This is a genomic window from Halomonas sp. (genome assembly GCF_052095695.1).
Taxonomy (GTDB): Bacteria; Pseudomonadota; Gammaproteobacteria; order Pseudomonadales; family Halomonadaceae; genus Vreelandella.
The window spans coordinates 14,017-31,615 of the sequence record NZ_JBQDLQ010000002.1 but is presented as its reverse complement, the minus strand read 5'-3'; the positions used below and the strand labels follow the sequence as shown (position 1 = coordinate 31,615).

The following is a 17,599-nucleotide window of genomic DNA, read 5'->3' as shown; positions in this document are numbered from 1 at the left end:
CGCTAAGTTGTGAGGCAGTTTTCGAGAGTTGGTAAAATCAACTTCGATAATATTCAGGCATCACAGATCGCCGTGAGAAATGGACTGGACCTACTGGTGGCGCTATTTCACTACCTTTTAAGACAATCCCCGCTCCATTGGGTGTGGCAGATTGGCGCAATTGGCCACTCTCAATGGATAAATAGGCTTGCAACCGCTAGAGTCATTGTCAACGACGTTAACCTCAATGCGGACTACTGTTAAAAAGCCCACTATGCGTAAAAACCGTCCTTTCATACTGCTTGTCGCCATTCCCCTTATCGCCATCGTCATTTTGGGGGGGCTCATCTTTGGTAGTCAGGCGATGTCTGATCAAAATCAAGAAGGTGATATTCAGCGAGCATTAGCGACGGCGACAGCGCTTGAAACGTCTGATGACGTGGAGCTTCAGTACTTGCAGAGTGTTAACTACGGCTACGGTGTGTGCGGCTTATACAAAACGCCGTCAGCAGAAAAAGGTTTTGCGCCCTTCTTTTATGACACGACTAATCACGACCTCGTACTCGATATTAATTCGCGTCGATATAAGTCGAACTGTAGCCTTGGCTCTCTTTGTTAATAGCGCTTATTGACTAACGCCTGATTAGCCCCATGACAGCGTCAGCTAAGTTGTCGAATAGTGTCTAATCAGGCGGCTAATACCTTGCTGTCCACAACTAAACGTTAACAATCAGGGAAGCTAAAATGCTAAACGTGCGTACTAAAGCAGTGTGGGGGCTCTTAGCGTTAGCGCTGTCGGCAGGCAGCGTGCAGGCTGCTGGACCTGAAGTCACCGATGCGAGGCTGAGTCTACTGCCCGGCGACTTACCCGGTGCCGGCTACTTTAATATTACCAATACAAGTGATGAACCGCTCACCCTGGTGGGCGCAGAAAGCGCGGCGTTTCATATGACCGAAATGCACGTTAGCACCACCGAAAATGATATGGCGCGCATGGAGTCTGTTGAAAAAGTCGACGTCGCTCCTGGTGAGAGTTTTGCCTTTGCTCCCAAAGGTTATCATCTTATGTTCATGCACAGAGCTGAGCCGTTGGAGCAAGGCGACGAAGTGGATGTGCTGCTTCACTTTGAAAATCAGCCAGAGCTGCCGGTTACCTTCACCGTCGTTGCTCCCGGATCAATGTAAGACAGTTCTTGTGGTGGATGTTTAGCTATGATTAAAAGGCTATGTTTGTTTATCGGGCTATTGTTGCTAGTAGGATGTAGCGACGAAAGTTGGCGCACTAACGACGTTGCCGACATGCTGCCGGCACTCGATTTTGATTTAGTCAATGAGGATAGCGAGGCCGTCGATGAAACGGCCTATGCCGATAAAGCCACACTGGTTTACTTTGGCTTTACGAACTGCCCTGATGTTTGCCCTATCATGCTGTCAACCGTTGCATCAGCCATACGGCAATTGGATGAGGGTGATCGGGACAATCTACAGGTGTTGTTTATTTCGGTTGATCCTGAGCGTGACACGCCCAGCGTGCTGCAAACATATACCGATGCGTTTGGGCCCGAGTTTATCGGCCTGACCGGCGATAGAGCTGATATAGACGCGGTCGCTAGCCGGTATCGTATTGCCTACGAATACGGCGAAAAGGATGAGCACGGCAACTATGAGGTCACTCACTCCAGCGCCGTTTTTGCGTTTGATCGCCACGGTAAAGCAAAATTCATGATCCGCGACAGTGATTCGATGACGTCTATTGTTGCTGACCTTAAGAACTTGGCTTCAGACTCCTGATAATGCGTTTTTAACCAGGCGCTGTTGCTAAGAGCAATGTTGAAATACCTTCCGGCCCTTATGCTAGTGATAGCATCAGGGCCGGAGCGTTATTGAGCTTAGGCTAATTGTTTTTCCTGTCTTGGACGCACAATCAGCCAATCAAGCAGCAGCATCACGATTAGCGACGCGCCGACAAGCGGAAATAGCAGGCCACCGACCGCCAAAACGGCAATCAACCCTCGGAAAACGCGTTAATCGAGGGTTGTAACGCTAAGAGCATCTTTTTGGTGCGCCACATTATTTTTTTGAGCGCTATTGGTGCAGTTAGAGCTGATCAAGGATGCATTTTGAGACCTAAGCCTATGTAAGCGCTGCTTTAAGCTGTCTTTCACTATTTTGGCGCATTAATTGCACTTGCTATTGAAACGCCTATTAAAAAGAGAGCAGCCGCGCCTCATGATTTTGTGCGACACCACAACACCGACGCTGCATGCTGACTCCGGGCATCGCTTTGATGCAAGCCGCCGCTGGTCGGCCTCGCTGGCATTAACGTTTGCTCAGCGCGATGGCGCCACGCGCATGGTACAGGCTCGCCATCAGGGGCCGCTGCGAGTGCAGCGGCCTTTTTATCCAGAGGGTCGCTCTATTGAAGGCAAGAGCGGTGCATACGACGGCCCTTGCCATGTCTATGTGTTACATCCGCCCGGCGGGTTAGTGAGCGGTGATGCGTTAACCATTTCGGCCCAGGTCAAAAGCGGTGCCCATGCGCTGCTCACCACTCCCGCGGCCAACAAACTATATAAAGCCGACAGCCAAGGCGTTGCCTGGACTCAACACACTCAGCTAAGCGTGGAAGATAACGCGATTCTGGAATGGCTGCCCCAAGAAACCATCGCCTTTGATGGCTCGAAAGGTGAGCAGCGCATGCATATTGCCCTACACGGCAGCGCTCGCTGCTTAGGTTGGGAAATGATGGCGCTGGGGCGCCCGGCAAGCGATTTGCCCTACGTTTCGGGCCGCATTGAACAACACTTTCGGCTCACGCTAGATGGCAGGCCGCTGTGGTTAGAGCGCCAGCCACTTGACCCGTTACACCCACGCTTTGCAGGACGCTGGGGGCAAGGCGGCGCAACCGTACAAGCTACCCTCTGGGCGGTAGGTATTGCTGATGCTCCTGCCGCTATTGATACCCTGCGCGAGGCGTTGCCGGATAACCCTCGTTGGGCCGTCACCGTGCGTTACGGCGTACTGTTGCTGCGCTACTTGGGTCATTCACGCAATGAAGCCTGGTCGCTGTGCGAGCAGGCCTGGAGGCTACTGCGTCCGCGTTGGATTGAGCGTGAAGCGCATACGCCGCGTATCTGGTTAACCTGATAATCACGATTGTGCTACACCTGTGGAGAGGCCCCCAATGGAATTAACCCCGCGAGACAAAGATAAGCTGATGCTGTTTTCAGCCGCCCAGCTTGCCGAGCGCCGCAAAGCGCGTGGTTTGAAGCTCAACTATCCCGAGGCGGTGGCGCTGATCAGCTTTGAGATCATTGAAGGTGCTCGGGATGGCCGCAGCGTGGCGGATTTAATGAGCTATGGCCGTGAAATACTTAGCCGTGAAGACGTAATGGAAGGCGTTGCTGAGATGGTTGACGAAGTCCAGGTTGAAGCCACGTTTCCAGATGGCACCAAGCTGGTCACTGTGCATACCCCCATCAACTAAGCGCCCCTCTTGGAGAAGATACGATGATTCCTGGTGAGTATCAGTTAAAAGAGGGCGATATTGAACTGTGCGTGGGGCGTGAGCGCATTACGGTAGACGTTGCGAATACCGGTGACCGCCCCATCCAGCTAGGCTCTCACTATCATTTTGCTGAAGCCAATCCCGCGCTCATTTTTGATCGCGTCAAAACCCGCGGCTTTCGTTTAGACGTGGCAGCAGGCACGGCGATTCGCTTTGAGCCTGGCCAGACCCGTGAGGTCACGCTGATTCCGTTTGTCGGCAAGCGGGAAATCTACGGCTTCCGTGGCGATGTGATGGGCGCTTTATCTGCTACTGCGCTGCTTTCTGATGCGCCCGAGACTGCGCAAAGCGCGCGACATGCACAAAAACCAGACAAAGCAGGAGGCCAGTCATGAAGCCGACCAATAAGATCAGTCGGCGGGCCTACGCCGATATGTACGGTCCCACGGTGGGCGATCGTGTGCGCCTGGGCGACACCGAGCTATGGATTGAAGTCGAAAAGGACGCCACTCACTACGGTGATGAAGTGAAGTTCGGCGGTGGCAAAGTGATTCGCGATGGTATGGGCCAAAGCCAGCGTGTTGATGACTCGGTGATGGATACCGTCATCACCAACGCGCTGATCTTAGACTGGAGGGGCATCGTTAAAGCCGATGTAGGGCTGCAAAATGGCCGTATCGCTGCCATTGGCAAATCCGGCAACCCGGACGTACAGCCCGATGTTGATATCGTGATTGGTCCCGGCACTGAAATTATCTCAGGCGAAGGCAAAATTCTTACCGCTGGCGGCATCGACTCGCATATTCACTTTATTTGCCCCCAGCAGGTCGAAGAAGCATTGATGAGTGGCATCACCACTATGCTAGGCGGAGGCACCGGGCCGGCTACCGGTACCAACGCCACGACCTGTACGCCCGGCGCATGGCATATTGGTAAAATGCTGCAAGCCGTTGATGACCTGCCGATGAATATCGGCCTGCTGGGGAAAGGCAATGCCAGCCTGCCCGAAGCGCTTGAGGCCCAGCTAGAAGCGGGTGCCATGGGCCTAAAGCTCCACGAAGACTGGGGCACCACGCCGGCCTCCATTGATAACTGCTTAACCGTGGCGGAAAAGTACGATGTGCAGATTGCTATTCATACCGACACGCTAAACGAGTCGGGCTTTGTCGAAGACACCCTAGCAGCCTTTAAAGAGCGCGGTATTCACACCTATCACACGGAAGGGGCGGGCGGCGGCCACGCACCGGATATCTTGACCGCCTGTTCGAAAGAGTATGTGCTGCCGTCATCCACCAACCCGACACGGCCCTACACGATCAACACCATCGACGAGCATCTCGATATGCTGATGGTGTGTCATCACCTCGACCCCAATATTCCTGAAGATGTCGCCTTTGCAGACTCACGCATTCGCCGCGAAACCATTGCCGCTGAAGACATTCTGCATGACCTTGGCGTGATCTCGATGATTGCCTCAGACTCCCAAGCCATGGGACGTGTCGGCGAGGTGGTCTGCCGCACTTGGCAAACCGCGCATAAAATGAGAGTACAGCGCGGCTTACTGCCAGAAGATGAAGCGCTGGGCGCCGATAACTTTCGTGCCAAGCGCTATATCGCCAAGTACACCATCAACCCCGCGATCACTCACGGTATTGCTCATGAAGTTGGGTCGGTAGAAGTGGGTAAACTGGCTGATTTAGTGCTGTGGAAGCCTGCTTTCTTCGGCGTTAAACCGGCACTGATTTTAAAAGGCGGCATGATTGTGGGTGCGCCCATGGGCGACCCCAATGCATCAATCCCCACGCCCCAGCCGGTTCACTACCGACCCATGTTTGGCGCTTTCGGCCGTGCGACCAGTCAAATTCGACTCAACTTCGTTAGCCAGGCCGCGCTAGATGCCGGTATTAAGGAGCGCCTGGGCCTGCAAAGTACGCTGGCTGCGTGTAAAAACGTGCGCGGTGTGCGAAAGAAAGATATGAAGCTCAACGATGCCTGCCCCGAGCTTACCGTCGACCCGCAAACTTACGAAGTGCGCTGTGACGGCGAAATTTTAACCTGCGAGCCGGCCACCGAACTGCCGCTGGCCCAGCGCTATCACTTGTTTTGATTGAGTGAACTATCATCGCCACAGCCGGGTTAGCCGGGGTAGCTCGGAGTGAGGGCTTTTTGCCATGGATGGCAAAAGTAGCTTACAAGGATGTATTTACAGCGCCCTCATGCAGGGCTTCCCCGGCTAGGCTGCGGAAAATTTCAACGGGAAATAGCAATGCTGAAACTGATAGAACGTATAGGCCCCGTGGAGGAGAGTGCGGCTAATGACACACTCACGCTGCCCTTCGAGCTGCGAATTCGTGGGCGCCTGAAGGCCAAAAGCGATAGCGGCCGTGAGCTTGGGTTGTTTTTAGATCGCGGGCCGGTACTGCGTAGCGGTGAAGGCCTGAAAGCCGAAAGCGGCGAGGTGGTACGTATCTGTGCCGCCATAGAACCGGTGGTTACCGCGCGAGTGAGTACGGGCTTACCGCTGGCGCGGCTGGCCTATCATCTAGGTAATCGCCACGTTCAGCTAGCCTTGGGTGATGATGAAAAAGGCAGCTGGGTGCGCTTTCCGCCAGATCACGTGCTGGAGGAACTGGCCGTGCTGTTAGGCGCCACACTTGAGCACCATGACGCGACCTTCGACCCAGAACCGGGCGCCTATAACCAAGTAGGCGGTGGGCACTCCCATGGCCATGCGCACGGCCACGACCATACGCACGATCACGATCATGAGCATCACCATGCCCACTGAGCAAGCCGCATCCACCGGGCAGCACGACGATTTAGCGCTGTTGGGGTTGATGCAATTGGTTAGCCCGGCGCTGCCCATCGGGGCATTTGCTTTCTCGCAAGGGTTGGAAAGCGCATTTGAACTTGACTGGGTACGGGATGAGGCCAGCCTGACCGAATGGCTGTGCGGCGTCTTGGAAGATGGCATAACGCGCTGCGAACTACCGGTACTGGCGCGGCTGCACAAGGCCATGGATTACGCAGACCGTGATGCAATCAAGCGGTGGGATGAGTGGCTGGCTGCCACGCGGGAAACGGCGGAATTAGCCGCTGAAGATAGCCGCCTGGGCGCATCGTTAAAGCGCTTGTTGAATAGCTTAAACCTGATGTCGAGTGAAGACTTACTACCGCCCTTATTACCGGCTCACCCAGGCTATGTAACGCTATTTGCCTTCGCGGCCCGCCTGCGTGGCGCGTCTATTCGGCAAATGTTGCTCGGCTTTGCCTGGGCGTGGCTGGAAAACCAGCTAGCCGTGGCCTGCAAAGCGCTACCGCTTGGCCACACCGCTGCGCAGCGTATTATTGAGCAGCTGCGCCCCGCTTTGGTTGATGCCGTTGATTATGCGCTGACGTTAGATGACGACGAGCTAGGCCCTGTACTGCCCGGGTTGGCACTCGCCAGCGCATTACACGAAACGCAATATTCACGCCTGTTTAGAAGCTAGCATATTCACGTTTTTTAGACGTTAGGTAGCTCAGCAGTTAATCCGCTTATTGAGGACATGTTATGACGCACTGTTTACGTATTGGAGTAGGCGGCCCGGTGGGTTCCGGTAAAACGGCGCTGCTCAAGCAGCTTTGCTTAGCGCTGCGCGATTATTACGACATCGCGGTGGTAACGAACGATATTTATACCCGCGAAGACGCCGACTTTTTGCTCAAACACGATGCGCTGCCTGCCGATCGCATTTTGGGCGTGGAAACCGGCGGCTGTCCGCATACGGCTATTCGTGAAGATGCTTCGATGAACCTGGCCGCCATTGATGAGCTACAGGCGCGTCATCCTAAGCTTGAGCTAGTGATGGTAGAGTCGGGGGGCGATAATCTTTCAGCGACCTTTAGCCCTGAGCTTTCCGACCTAACGCTTTACGTGATCGACGTTTCTGCCGGCGACAAGATTCCACGCAAGGGCGGGCCAGGAATCACCAAGTCCGATTTGCTGATTATCAATAAAATGGATATCGCGGAACAGGTTCACGCGTCATTAGACATTATGGCGCGAGATTCCAAAAAGATGCGCGGCGAGCGGCCGTTTGTATTTACCAATCTTTATGATGGGGTTGGGCTTGAGGAGATCATCCGCTTTATTCTCGATAAAGGAATGCTTGACGAGCGTCGGCCTGATGTTGCGGCAGCCCTATAAAAAAAACGCCCTGACCAAGCGGTTTAAGTGGTCAGGGCAACTGAAAAATGTGGTTAGCAGCTTGCTAAAACGGGCCATCCTTGGCCACCACTCATTTACAGTAGAGCTAGTAGCCTTTTATGACCTTAACCCAGGTTATCAAAGAGTCTGAATGGCTTTAAAAAGTCGTTTATTACTTCGGAAAGGTTGATATCTAATATAAAAATTGATGAAAGGCATATTTAGTTAGCCAAATTCACACGGCATGGTCCATTGCTGGTGGCCGTATTTCTGTCATAAACGCCCCGGATTACGGTCAGAAAAGCCGTGCGCCTTATCTATGAGGAGCGTTAACTGGCCTGCCGCTCGGCAAGTTTATGGGCCAGTAGGGTGGCGGCGCGGTGCGCCAGCGGGGAAAGCCCAGTATCGCTCTGGGCAAGGCTGGCCACCAGACGCTGTTTCATGGGGCGCGCCCAGAAGGTTTCCAGGTGGTGGCATACGGCTGCGGCGGCGGCATCCTCATCACGGCCGCCGCCCAGATTAGTGGCGATCTGGTTGGTCATGCGAATCAGGTTGTCATCACTGTTGGTCGACACGGTGTTTCTCCTCAACCTTGTGCAGTAGCGGGGCGATGGTAGATCAGATGGCGGCCAGGGCGGGCAAACCCTGCCAGCAGCAGGTCAGCCGCCTGGGCCTGTTCCACGGCCAGGGCCGTTGCGGCAGATACGGCTACCAGCGCGCCGATACCCGCGCTTGCACACTTGTGCACCATCTCGTAACTGGCCCGGCTGGAAACCAGCACAAATCCTTTTTCAAGTGCTGCGCCGTCGCCGGCGAGCGAGCCGATCAGCTTGTCTAGGGCATTGTGGCGGCCTACATCTTCGCGCAGCCGCTGAATGCGGCCTTGCAAATTGCACCAGGCGGCGCCGTGCACGGCGCCCGTTGCCGCCTTTAACGGCTGGTAGGCATTCAGCTCGCCCAGCGCGTATTGAATGGCCGCGTCGTCAAGAGGCGGCGCACTCACCCGTGGAATTGGTCGGATCGCCTGATCGAGCGCTTCGGTGCCGCAAAGCCCGCAGCCGGTACGCCCGGTCATGCTGCGCCGGCGCTCTTTCAGTGCCATCAGGCGCTGGGTGGCAATGGTCAGGTGAACGGCCAGGCCGTTCACCTCTTCTTTCACCTCTCGGTCATAGCACTCGTGAGGGTGCGCGATAATGCCCTCAGTGAGGCTAAAGCCCAGCGCAAGGTCTTCAAGATCCGCCGGGCTTGCCATCATCACCGCATGGGAAATACCGTTGTAGATCAGCGCGACGGGGGCTTCGAGCGCCAGAGTGTCCTCTTGGCTATTGGCGACCCAGCCGTTTGCGCTGCTGCACATCTCGACCGGTTGGCGCGCCAGGGCGGTGGCCGGCCGGGTGGGGGCATCGAGTTCGCGCGCTGCGCTCATGGCACCTCCTGCTGCGCCTTCGCAAGATGACTCTTTTGAGCTTTGTCGAAGGTCGTAAAACGCTGCTGCCAGGCGGAGGGCTGGCTGACTTTTTCTACCTGCACGGCGGTCACCTTATATTCGGGGCAGTTGGTGGCCCAATCCGAGTTATCGGTGGTGATCACGTTGGCACCACTGCCGGGGTGGTGGAACGTCGTATAGACTACCCCAGGCTGCATGCGTTCGCTAAGCCGGGCGCGTAACACCGTCTGGCCCGAGCGGCTGCTGATGCCCAGCCAGTCGCCATCACGCACGCCGCGAAGCTCCGCGTCACTGGGGTGCAGCTCGAGGATGTCCTCGTCGTGCCAGCGCTGGTTGGCGGTGCGCCGGGTCTGGGCGCCCACGTTGTACTGGCTGAGAATTCGCCCGGTGGTGAGCAGCAGTGGGAAGCGGCGGTTGGTACGTTCTTCGGTGGCCACGTACTCGGTGATCGCAAAGCGGCCCAGCCCGATCGGGAAGCTGAACTCGTGCATGGTCGGCATGCCGCGCGGATTGTCGTCGTTGCACGGCCACTGCAGGCTGCCGTGTTGCTCGAGCTTTTCGTAGCTAACCCCGCTAAAGCTCGGCGCAAGCGAGGCGATCTCGTCCATGATCTCTGACGGGTGGGCGTAGTGCATCGGGTAGCCCAGGGCGATGGCCAAATCCTGTGTGACCTCCCAATCCTGCTTACCCGCTACCGGCGGCATGACCTTGCGCACCCGGTTGATACGCCGTTCGGCGTTGGTGAAGGTGCCGTCCTTCTCCAGAAAGCTCGAGCCCGGTAGCAATACGTGAGCGAACTTGGCCGTCTCGTTCAGGAAGATATCTTGCACGATCAGGCAGTCCAGCGAGCGCAGCGCGGCCTCGACGTGCTGGGTATTGGGATCGGACTGGGCGATATCTTCGCCCTGCACGTAGAGCGCCTTGAAGGTGCCTTCGATGGCGGCGTCGAACATGTTCGGGATACGCAGCCCCGGCTCGTCGTCGAGTTTCACGCCCCACACGTTCTCGAAGTGCCCACGGGCAATGGGGTCGGCAACGTGCTGGTAGCCCGGCAGTTCATGAGGGAAGGAGCCCATGTCGCAGGAACCCTGCACGTTGTTCTGGCCGCGTAGCGGATTCACGCCCACACCTTCGCGGCCGATGTTACCGGTGGCCAGCGCCAAGTTGGCAATGCCCATCACCATGGTGGAGCCTTGGCTGTGCTCGGTCACACCCAGCCCGTAGTAGATCGCGCCGTTGCTTGCGGTCGCGTAGGTGCGTGCCGCCTGGCGTACAGCCTCGGCGGGCACGCCGGTAATGGCTTTGCTCGCCTCCGGGGAGTGGCGCGGCTCAATAATGAACGCGCGCCAGCACTGATAGGCCTCGGTGTCGCAGCGTTTGGCGACGAAGTCCGTGTCCTCCAACCCTTCGGTGACCACCACGTGACCGAGTGCGTTGATCAGAGCGACATTGGTGCCCGGGCGCAGCGGCAGGTGCTGGGCCTCATTCATGTGTGGAGTTTTCAGCAGATCGATGCGGCGCGGGTCGGCGACGATCAGCTTCGCGCCCTGGCGCAGACGTTTGCGCATCATCGAGCCAAACACCGGGTGGGCATCGGTGGGATTAGCGCCGATCACGATGATGGCGTCGGATTTCATCACCGAGTCGAACGTCTGGGTGCCGGCGGATTCGCCCAGCGTGGTCTTCAGGCCGTAGCCGGTGGGCGAGTGACAAACCCGGGCGCAGGTGTCGGTATTATTGTTGCCGAACGCCGCGCGGATTAGCTTCTGCACCAGGTAGGTCTCTTCGTTGGTGCAGCGCGAGGAGGTGATGCCACCGATGCTCTCGCGGCCGTGCTCGGCCTGAATTGCTTTCAGGCGTTTCGCGGCAAAGCCAATGGCCTCTTCCCAGCTGGCCTCAACCCAGGGCAGGTCGATGGAATCGCGAATCATCGGCGTGGTCAGGCGGTCTGGGTGCGAGGCGTAACCGAAGGCGAAGCGCCCCTTCACGCAGGAGTGGCCGTGGTTGGCGTCGCCGCCTTTGTAAGGCACCATGCGCACCAGCTTGTCGCCCTTCATCTGGGCTTCGAACGAGCAGCCCACGCCGCAGTAGGCGCAGGTAGTGACCACGCTTCGATCCGGCACGCCGTGATCGATCACGCTGTTTTCCATCAGCGTGGCCGTGGGGCAGGCCTGAACGCAGGCCCCGCACGAGACGCAATCCGAATCCATGAAGGCGCCGTCCTGGCCCGCGGCCACCTTGGATTCAAACCCGCGGCCGTCGATGGTCAGCGCGAAGGTGCCCTGCACTTCCTCGCAGGCGCGCACACAGCGCGAGCAGACGATGCATTTGCTCGGGTCAAACGTGAAGTAGGGGTTGGATTCGTCCTTGACCGCGTCCAGATGGTTCTCGCCGGCAAAGCCGTAGCGCACTTCGCGAAGCCCCACGCTTCCCGCCATGTCCTGCAGCTCGCAGTCGCCGTTGGCAGGGCAGGTCAAGCAGTCCAGCGGGTGGTCGGAAATGTACAGCTCCATCACGCCTCGGCGCAGCTTGGCCAGCCGTTCGTTTTGTGTCGTCACTTTCATGCCTTGCACCACGGGCGTAGTGCAGGAGGCGGGCAGGCCGCGGCGGCCTTCGACCTCAACGGCGCACAGCCGGCAGGAGCCGAAAGCCTCTAAACTGTCGGTGGCGCAGAGCTTGGGAATACTGATATTGGCAAGTGCCGCGGCGCGTAGAACTGAGGTGCCTTCCGGCACGCTGATGGCGACGCCATCGATATCGAGGCTGACAAAGGTGGCATCGGCGTTTGGGTTGGCGGAGGGCGTGCCATAGTCTTTACTGAAATCGACACTGTTGGCCTGACGCCGTGGATCGAAATGTTCAATCATGATCTGTCTCCGTTCGCCGCCCGCTGGAAATCGCCGGGGAAGTGTTTCAGGGCACTCTGTACCGGGAAGGGGGTCATGCCGCCCATGGCGCAGAGCGAACCATCTACCATCGTTTCGCAAAGATCACCCAGAAGGGCAAGGTTGGCCTCGCGGTTGTCGTTGGCGCAGATGCGGTCGATCACCTCCACGCCGCGGGTCGAGCCGATACGGCATGGCGTACACTTGCCGCAGGACTCCACCTTGCAGAATTCCATCGAGAAGCGCGCCTGTTCGGCCATGTCCACGCTTTCATCGAACATCACCACGCCGCCATGACCCAGCACCGCGCTCTCAGCAGCGAAGGCTTCGTAGTCCAGCGGTAGATCCCACTGGGATTCGGGCAGGTAGGCACCCAGCGGACCGCCCACCTGCACAGCGCGCAGCGGTTTGCCGCTTAGCGTGCCGCCACCGAACTCTTCCATCAGAGTGCGCAGGGTGGTGCCGAAGGCCAGCTCCACCAGCCCGCCGCGCTGAACGTTGCCTGCCAACTGAAGCGCCAGAGTGCCGCGTGAACGGCCCATGCCGTGAGTAGCATAGGCTTCAGCGCCTTCGGCAAGAATAAACGGCACGGTGGCCAGCGAGAGCACGTTATTGACCACGGTCGGGCGGCCAAATAGCCCTTCGATGGCAGGCAGCGGCGGCTTGAAGCGTACCAGGCCCCGCTTGCCCTCCAGGCTTTCGAGCAGCGACGTCTCCTCGCCGCAGATGTAGGCGCCAGCGCCCAGACGCACTTCTAGGTGAAAAGTACGGCCGCTTTCGCGAATATCGCCGCCCAGGTAGCCGGCGGCCTCAGCGCGGGCAATGGCCTCATCGAGGATCTCTTTGGCCAGCGGATACTCCGAGCGCAGGTAGATATAGCCCTGAGTGGCAGCCACCGCGAGCCCGGCGATGGTCATGCCCTCAATCAGCATATAGGGGTCGCACTCCATCACCAGCCGGTCAGCAAAGGTGCCAGAGTCGCCTTCATCGGCGTTGCAGACGATGTACTTCTGATCCGAGGGCGCATCCAGCACCGTCTGCCACTTGATGCCGGTAGGGAACGCCGCACCGCCGCGCCCGCGAAGCCCTGAGGCCTTCACTTCCTCGACGATTTCCTGGCCTGAAAGCGTAAGTGCCGCTTCGAGCCCGGCAAAGCCACGATGGGCGCGATAATCCTCAAGGCAGAGCGGATCGGTGACGCCGATGCGTGCGAAAGTTAGGCGCTGCTGGCGGGCCAGGTACTCGATTTCCTCCACCGGCCCTAGCGCTAGCGGATGGCTGATGCTGCCTTCCAGCAGGCCGCTGTCGAGCAGCGTGGGCACATCAGCAGGCGCGACCGGCCCGTAGGCGACGCGGCCTTGCGGGGTTTCCACCTCGACCATCGGCTCCAGCCAGAAAAGCCCGCGGGAGCCGTTGCGCACGATGGCAATTCCCTCGTGGCGGGCGGCGGCTTCGCGCTCGAAGCGTCGGGCGACACTATCGGCACCCAGAGAAAGCGCGGTGGTATCGCGAGGAACGAAGACACGAATGCTCATGCCATCACCTCCAGCGGCCGGGTTTGCAGCTCATCCATCAGGTCATCGAACGCTTCCGGCGTCACGCGGCCGCGCACGCTATCGCCCACGCGAATCGACGGCCCACAGGCGCAGTTGCCTAGACAGTAAACGGCCTCTAGCGTGATTTCACGATCCGGCGTGGTCTGGTGGTAATCGACGCCTAGGCGCGTCTTGGCGTGAGCTTCGAGCGCTCGCGCGCCGACGGACTGGCACGCCTCGGCGCGGCAGATCTGCACCACGTGGCGACCCGGCGGCGTAGTGCGAAAGTGATGATAGAAGCTGATCACGCCGTGCACCTCCGCGCGGGTCTGTGTCAACGACTCGGCGATCAACGCTATGGCGTCGGAAGGAATAAAGCCAAAGCGATCCTGGAGGGCATGAAGAATCGGCAGCAGCGCGCCGGGCTTGTATTTTAGCGCATCGATCTCGGCCTGTATCGACTGCAACGACCATTCTGGAGACTGATTCATCATGTCTCTCCCGGTACTGATTGTTTATTATAAATATGCACGCTTATACCTATTTTAAATATCTATTAATTAGAAGAGGCGTGCATCACGGTCAATGCCAAGCTAGCATCAAGCCTACAGCGATAAAATATGAAGAATCATGCCAATGAAGAAAATTACCGTGATTCCCACCTGGTACTTTCGTGACGACGTGGGTAATCAGCTGGATTTACAGCTACTTCGCCTCTTGGACGCGATATATCGTCGGGGTAAATTAACCCATGCCGCCGCAGATGTGGGTATCTCATACCGGCACGCCTGGAACTTATTGCGCCAGGGTGATGCATTTTTTGGGGTGGCGCTTGTGGAGCTGCAGCGCGGCCGGGGAGCACAGCTATCAACGCTGGGAGAAAAGCTCTTGTGGGCCGAACAGCGCGCCATCGCGCGGCTGGGGCCGCAACTCGAGAGCCTGGGCTCCGAGCTGAACCTGGCCATTCAGCGCGAGCAGCAGGGCGTGCTCTCGATACTGCGTCTGCACGCCAGCCACGGTTTTGCCGTGGAGCTTCTGCCCAAACACCTGGAAGCGCTGCCGCTGGACCTGCAGTACTGCAGCCCACATGAGTCGCTGGCCGCGCTCAACCGGGGCACGTGTGATGTGGCAGGATTTCACCTGCCGCGCGGTTCGGTCGGCGAGCGCGTTCGACACACCTACGAAGGCCTTTTAAAGCCCCATCACCACCGCGTGATCGGCTTCATTACCCGTACCCAGGGCTTGATCGTTGCGGCGGGCAACCCTCTGGGCATCGAGGCCATCACTTCGTTGGGCGCGAGCGGTGTGCGCTTTGTAAACCGCCAGCTCTCGTCAGGCACGCGTTCGCTGCTGGACTGCTTGTTGAAAGAGGCGGGGGTATCCAGCAAGCAGATTCGCGGCTTTGAAATAGAGGAGTACACCCACTCCGCCGTGGCCGCCTACGTGGCGGCGGGCATGGCGGACGTAGGCTTTGGCGTGGAAGCCGCCGCCCAGAAGTTCGGGCTCGACTTCATTCCGCTGGCTACCGAGGATTACCTGCTGGCCTGTCACCACCGCTCCTTGAAAGAGTCACGCTTTCAAACCTTTCTGGACATCCTGCGTGGCGCCCCTTTTCAGGACGCGGTAAGTGGCCTGCCGGGATACAGCCCCAGCCGGTGTGGTGAGGTGATGGATATCGCCGAGATCGTGGATGCTAAGGAGTGACCTACGTATATGCATATTATCAATGCAATATGGAAAAAGCCCTTTCCGAGGTTAAGGAAGAGGGCTTGGTCGAGAGCGCTAGATTGCCAAAAGGCCGTTAATCTAGACTGTGCTCTCCGTTAGCCAGACAGGCTCAGTGCTGAAGTGCTTCCACCAGGCACATAAGCGACATCGACTGACCATAGGCAGTGGGATGAATCGGAATATCCCGATAAAACTGCAGCGTGTGCCCCATCCTCGTGCCGTAGGAGACGTTGGCAACCGTGCCATCTTCCTTGATGTTATCGCTCACTGCCTGCAGTGCCAGCCTGCCGGCACGCTCCCAACGCTCGTCGCCATAACCGAGCCGTGCCCCTTTCAGAAAAGCGTAACCGAACGCCGCCGTGGCGGAGATCTCTTCATAGGAGGTTTCATCGTCTACCAGCGTTCGCCAAGCGCCGCTGGAACACTGGTATTCGAGCAGCGTTTCCATCTGGGCGCGCAGCACCCAGCCAAAATAACGTTCGAGCGACGGCGTCAGGTCGGCCGTTTCGAGGAAATCCAGCAGGCCGGCGGAAATCCAGGAATTGCCCCGCGCCCAGCGGGCCCGCGCGAAGCTATGGTGGCCGTCGAACGTCCACCCATGAAACCACAGGCCGGTCTCGCGCTCGCTCAAGTAGTGAGTGTGTAACAGAAACTGTAGACAGGCCTCCTCGGACAGCTCCGGGCGATCGGCGGCCCGGCCATAGTTGGCCAGAAAAAGTGCAACCATGAACAGTGTATCGTCCCAGAGCTCATTGTCATTGATCTTATCTGACACGTTGTGCTGAAACCCGCCGCAGCGTGTGCGTGGCATCTCCGCCATCAACTGCTCGGCCCAACTGGCGAGGGCGCTCTCCCAGCGGGGATCGCCGGTCTCCGCCCATAGAATCGACAGAGCAAGCATAGGTGCAGTGGTATTGACGTTGAGGGGGGGCAGTCCGGAGGACAACTGGGCGTCGTACCAGTTTTCCAGCAGCTTTTTCGTCTCTTCATCGCCGGTATGCTGCCAGAGCCTGGCGATCCCGTAGAGTCCGACACCCTGTGGCCACTCCCAACTGTTGAAACTGACGTAATCGCCTGCAGTGCCATCAAGGTTTGGCTCGTGAAAGCGACCGTCGTGGCGCAGTTCGGTTAGTCCTTTGATAACGAGCGCGATATCGCGTTTAAGTTCATCTTTCGAAATTTCTGGCAGAGCGCCCATGACAAAACCATCTCCATGTAACCGAGAACACTGTGAGCTGAACAAGAGGAGTAAGCCGCTTGGGGAGACGCCTCCACCCTTCAAGGAGTCAAGGTGATGACATCTCTTCAACAGCTCACTCCGGTTAGGCGGGGTCAATCCGAAATGATTTGCTCCAGTAGAGGGCCGAACAGGTCGTCTTGGTGATACTCATCAATAAGCGGCTGAACGGCGTGACGAAACGGTTCCTGGTCAGGCCGGTTAATCTCCACTCCCATCTCGCGAGCATCGGCAAGGGCCTTGCGCACCGCTTCGCCCCACAGGTCGCGATAGGCTTCCGTGGCATGGACAGCCGCCTCACGGACGATGCTCTGCTGATCGTCGGTCAGCTTCTCCATGGCACGGTTGGAGATCACTAGAAAGTCGGGAATACGCTGATGCTGATCGAGGGAGTAGTATTTCGCCACCTCGCCATGTCGTCCGATGGTGAGGGCGGTGGGGTTGTTTTCAGCGCCATCGATTACGCCCGACTGCAGCGCGGTATAGGCCTCTCCGTAGGGAAGCGGCGTCGGTGTCCCACCCAACAACTCCACCATGCGGATGGATGTATTGGAATTGATGACCCGGAGTTTGAGTCCCTGAAGATCCTCGGGGGTCTCGATCGGCTTGGAGATGTTGTAAAAAGAGCGGGCACCGCTATCGAAAAAAGTCAGCCCCTGGAAACCATCGTCCCTGGTCGCCTCATAAACAGTAGAGGCGACAGGCCCTCTCATTTTGTCGTAGAAATCGTCCTCATCCTTGAAAATGTAAGGAAGTGAGAAGACGCGGAAAATAGGCGCGAAGTTTTCCAGGCTTGCTGCGCTTACGCGGGTGATATCAACGGCGCCGTTTTGAAGCTGCTCAAGGACTTCTCGCTCGGAGCCCAATACAGCATTGACGAAAAGTCGGATCGACACCTCGCCATCCGTTTTTTCATGGACTTCGTCGGCGAACTGCTGAAGCACAACGCTACTCGGATGATTGTTTGACAGTGTATTGGCTAGTCGCATGCGTACATCAGCATTGGCGCTGGCGATACCTAACGTTACCACCGAGAGTGCTGTGAGAGCTGTTGTAAATATTTTCATGCTTTTCTCCCGTAAATCCATTTG

17 protein-coding genes and 1 pseudogene are annotated in these 17,599 nt (G+C 57.7%); 11 read left to right on the top strand and 7 right to left on the bottom strand.

The genetic code is table 11. The features are described from left to right. Positions 1 to 226 precede the first annotated feature (226 nt). The 10 genes and pseudogenes from ACTH5D_RS00670 (at position 227) to ureG (ending at position 7,676) form a co-directional block, all read left to right on the top strand. Positions 227 to 598 (top strand): hypothetical protein, encoded by a 372-nt coding sequence (locus ACTH5D_RS00670; protein WP_441667739.1) that lies wholly within the window; start codon positions 227 to 229, stop codon positions 596 to 598. Positions 599 to 723: 125 nt separating this feature from the next. Further along, positions 724 to 1,164, top strand: a complete 441-nt coding sequence (locus tag ACTH5D_RS00665) for a copper chaperone PCu(A)C (RefSeq protein WP_441667738.1) — start codon at positions 724 to 726, stop codon at positions 1,162 to 1,164. A 27-nt stretch (positions 1,165 to 1,191) separates the two neighbouring features. After that, positions 1,192 to 1,770, top strand: a complete 579-nt coding sequence (locus ACTH5D_RS00660; RefSeq protein ID WP_441667737.1) for an SCO family protein — start codon at positions 1,192 to 1,194, stop codon at positions 1,768 to 1,770. A 438-nt stretch (positions 1,771 to 2,208) separates the two neighbouring features. Continuing rightward, entirely contained in the window at positions 2,209 to 3,126 is a 918-nt protein-coding gene (locus ACTH5D_RS00655; RefSeq protein WP_441667736.1) for an urease accessory protein UreD, read from the top strand. A 37-nt stretch (positions 3,127 to 3,163) separates the two neighbouring features. Continuing rightward, positions 3,164 to 3,466 carry an urease subunit gamma gene (locus tag ACTH5D_RS00650; protein ID WP_235040691.1) on the top strand — a complete coding sequence of 101 codons (303 nt, stop codon included), beginning with the start codon at positions 3,164 to 3,166 and terminating at the stop codon, positions 3,464 to 3,466. A 23-nt stretch (positions 3,467 to 3,489) separates the two neighbouring features. Further along, positions 3,490 to 3,792, top strand: a pseudogene (locus ACTH5D_RS00645) (urease subunit beta); the annotation flags it as partial. An 86-nt stretch (positions 3,793 to 3,878) separates the two neighbouring features. After that, complete coding sequence (gene ureC / locus ACTH5D_RS00640) at positions 3,879 to 5,594, top strand: urease subunit alpha (RefSeq protein WP_441667735.1); 1,716 nt, start codon at positions 3,879 to 3,881, stop codon at positions 5,592 to 5,594. A gap of 159 nt (positions 5,595 to 5,753) precedes the next feature. Next, positions 5,754 to 6,275, top strand: a complete 522-nt coding sequence (gene ureE / locus ACTH5D_RS00635; protein WP_441667734.1) for an urease accessory protein UreE — start codon at positions 5,754 to 5,756, stop codon at positions 6,273 to 6,275. After that, positions 6,265 to 6,978 (top strand): urease accessory protein UreF, encoded by a 714-nt coding sequence (locus tag ACTH5D_RS00630; protein WP_441667792.1) that lies wholly within the window; start codon positions 6,265 to 6,267, stop codon positions 6,976 to 6,978. Before ureE ends, ACTH5D_RS00630 begins: the two co-directional genes overlap by 11 nt. A gap of 62 nt (positions 6,979 to 7,040) precedes the next feature. Further along, positions 7,041 to 7,676: an urease accessory protein UreG gene (ureG, locus tag ACTH5D_RS00625; RefSeq protein WP_096277291.1), complete on the top strand. Its 636-nt coding sequence runs from the start codon at positions 7,041 to 7,043 to the stop codon at positions 7,674 to 7,676. A gap of 329 nt (positions 7,677 to 8,005) precedes the next feature. Here ureG and ACTH5D_RS00620 read toward each other — a convergent pair whose 3' ends face one another. From ACTH5D_RS00620 to ACTH5D_RS00600, 5 genes are read right to left on the bottom strand one after another with little or no spacing between them, the layout of a single operon-like run. Continuing rightward, positions 8,006 to 8,251 (bottom strand): formate dehydrogenase subunit delta, encoded by a 246-nt coding sequence (locus tag ACTH5D_RS00620; RefSeq protein WP_441667733.1) that lies wholly within the window; start codon positions 8,249 to 8,251, stop codon positions 8,006 to 8,008. A gap of 11 nt (positions 8,252 to 8,262) precedes the next feature. After that, positions 8,263 to 9,102, bottom strand: coding sequence for a formate dehydrogenase accessory sulfurtransferase FdhD (gene fdhD / locus ACTH5D_RS00615; protein ID WP_441667732.1), 840 nt, complete (start codon positions 9,100 to 9,102; stop codon positions 8,263 to 8,265). Further along, entirely contained in the window at positions 9,099 to 11,990 is a 2,892-nt protein-coding gene (fdhF, locus tag ACTH5D_RS00610) for a formate dehydrogenase subunit alpha (protein ID WP_441667731.1), read from the bottom strand. Before fdhF ends, fdhD begins: the two co-directional genes overlap by 4 nt. Beyond that, complete coding sequence (locus ACTH5D_RS00605; protein ID WP_441667730.1) at positions 11,987 to 13,543, bottom strand: formate dehydrogenase beta subunit; 1,557 nt, start codon at positions 13,541 to 13,543, stop codon at positions 11,987 to 11,989. The genes fdhF and ACTH5D_RS00605 overlap by 4 nt, the downstream gene beginning before the upstream one ends. Continuing rightward, a complete protein-coding gene (locus ACTH5D_RS00600; protein ID WP_441667729.1) occupies positions 13,540 to 14,034 on the bottom strand; it encodes a formate dehydrogenase subunit gamma in 495 nt (164 codons plus the stop codon). Before ACTH5D_RS00600 ends, ACTH5D_RS00605 begins: the two co-directional genes overlap by 4 nt. A gap of 145 nt (positions 14,035 to 14,179) precedes the next feature. On the opposite strand from ACTH5D_RS00600, the gene ACTH5D_RS00595 reads away from it, so the two are divergent. After that, positions 14,180 to 15,247, top strand: coding sequence for a substrate-binding domain-containing protein (locus ACTH5D_RS00595; protein ID WP_441667791.1), 1,068 nt, complete (start codon positions 14,180 to 14,182; stop codon positions 15,245 to 15,247). Positions 15,248 to 15,380: 133 nt separating this feature from the next. On the opposite strand, the gene bglB is transcribed toward ACTH5D_RS00595, so the two are convergent. Then, the gene (gene bglB / locus ACTH5D_RS00590) at positions 15,381 to 16,469 is read right to left on the bottom strand and encodes a beta-galactosidase BglB (RefSeq protein WP_441667728.1); all 1,089 of its coding nucleotides are present in this window, start codon (positions 16,467 to 16,469) and stop codon (positions 15,381 to 15,383) included. Between the two features lie 134 nt (positions 16,470 to 16,603). Beyond that, on the bottom strand, positions 16,604 to 17,575 hold the full coding sequence (locus ACTH5D_RS00585; RefSeq protein WP_441667727.1) for a TRAP transporter substrate-binding protein: 972 nt from the start codon (positions 17,573 to 17,575) through the stop codon (positions 16,604 to 16,606). Between the last annotated feature and the right edge of the window lie 24 nt (positions 17,576 to 17,599).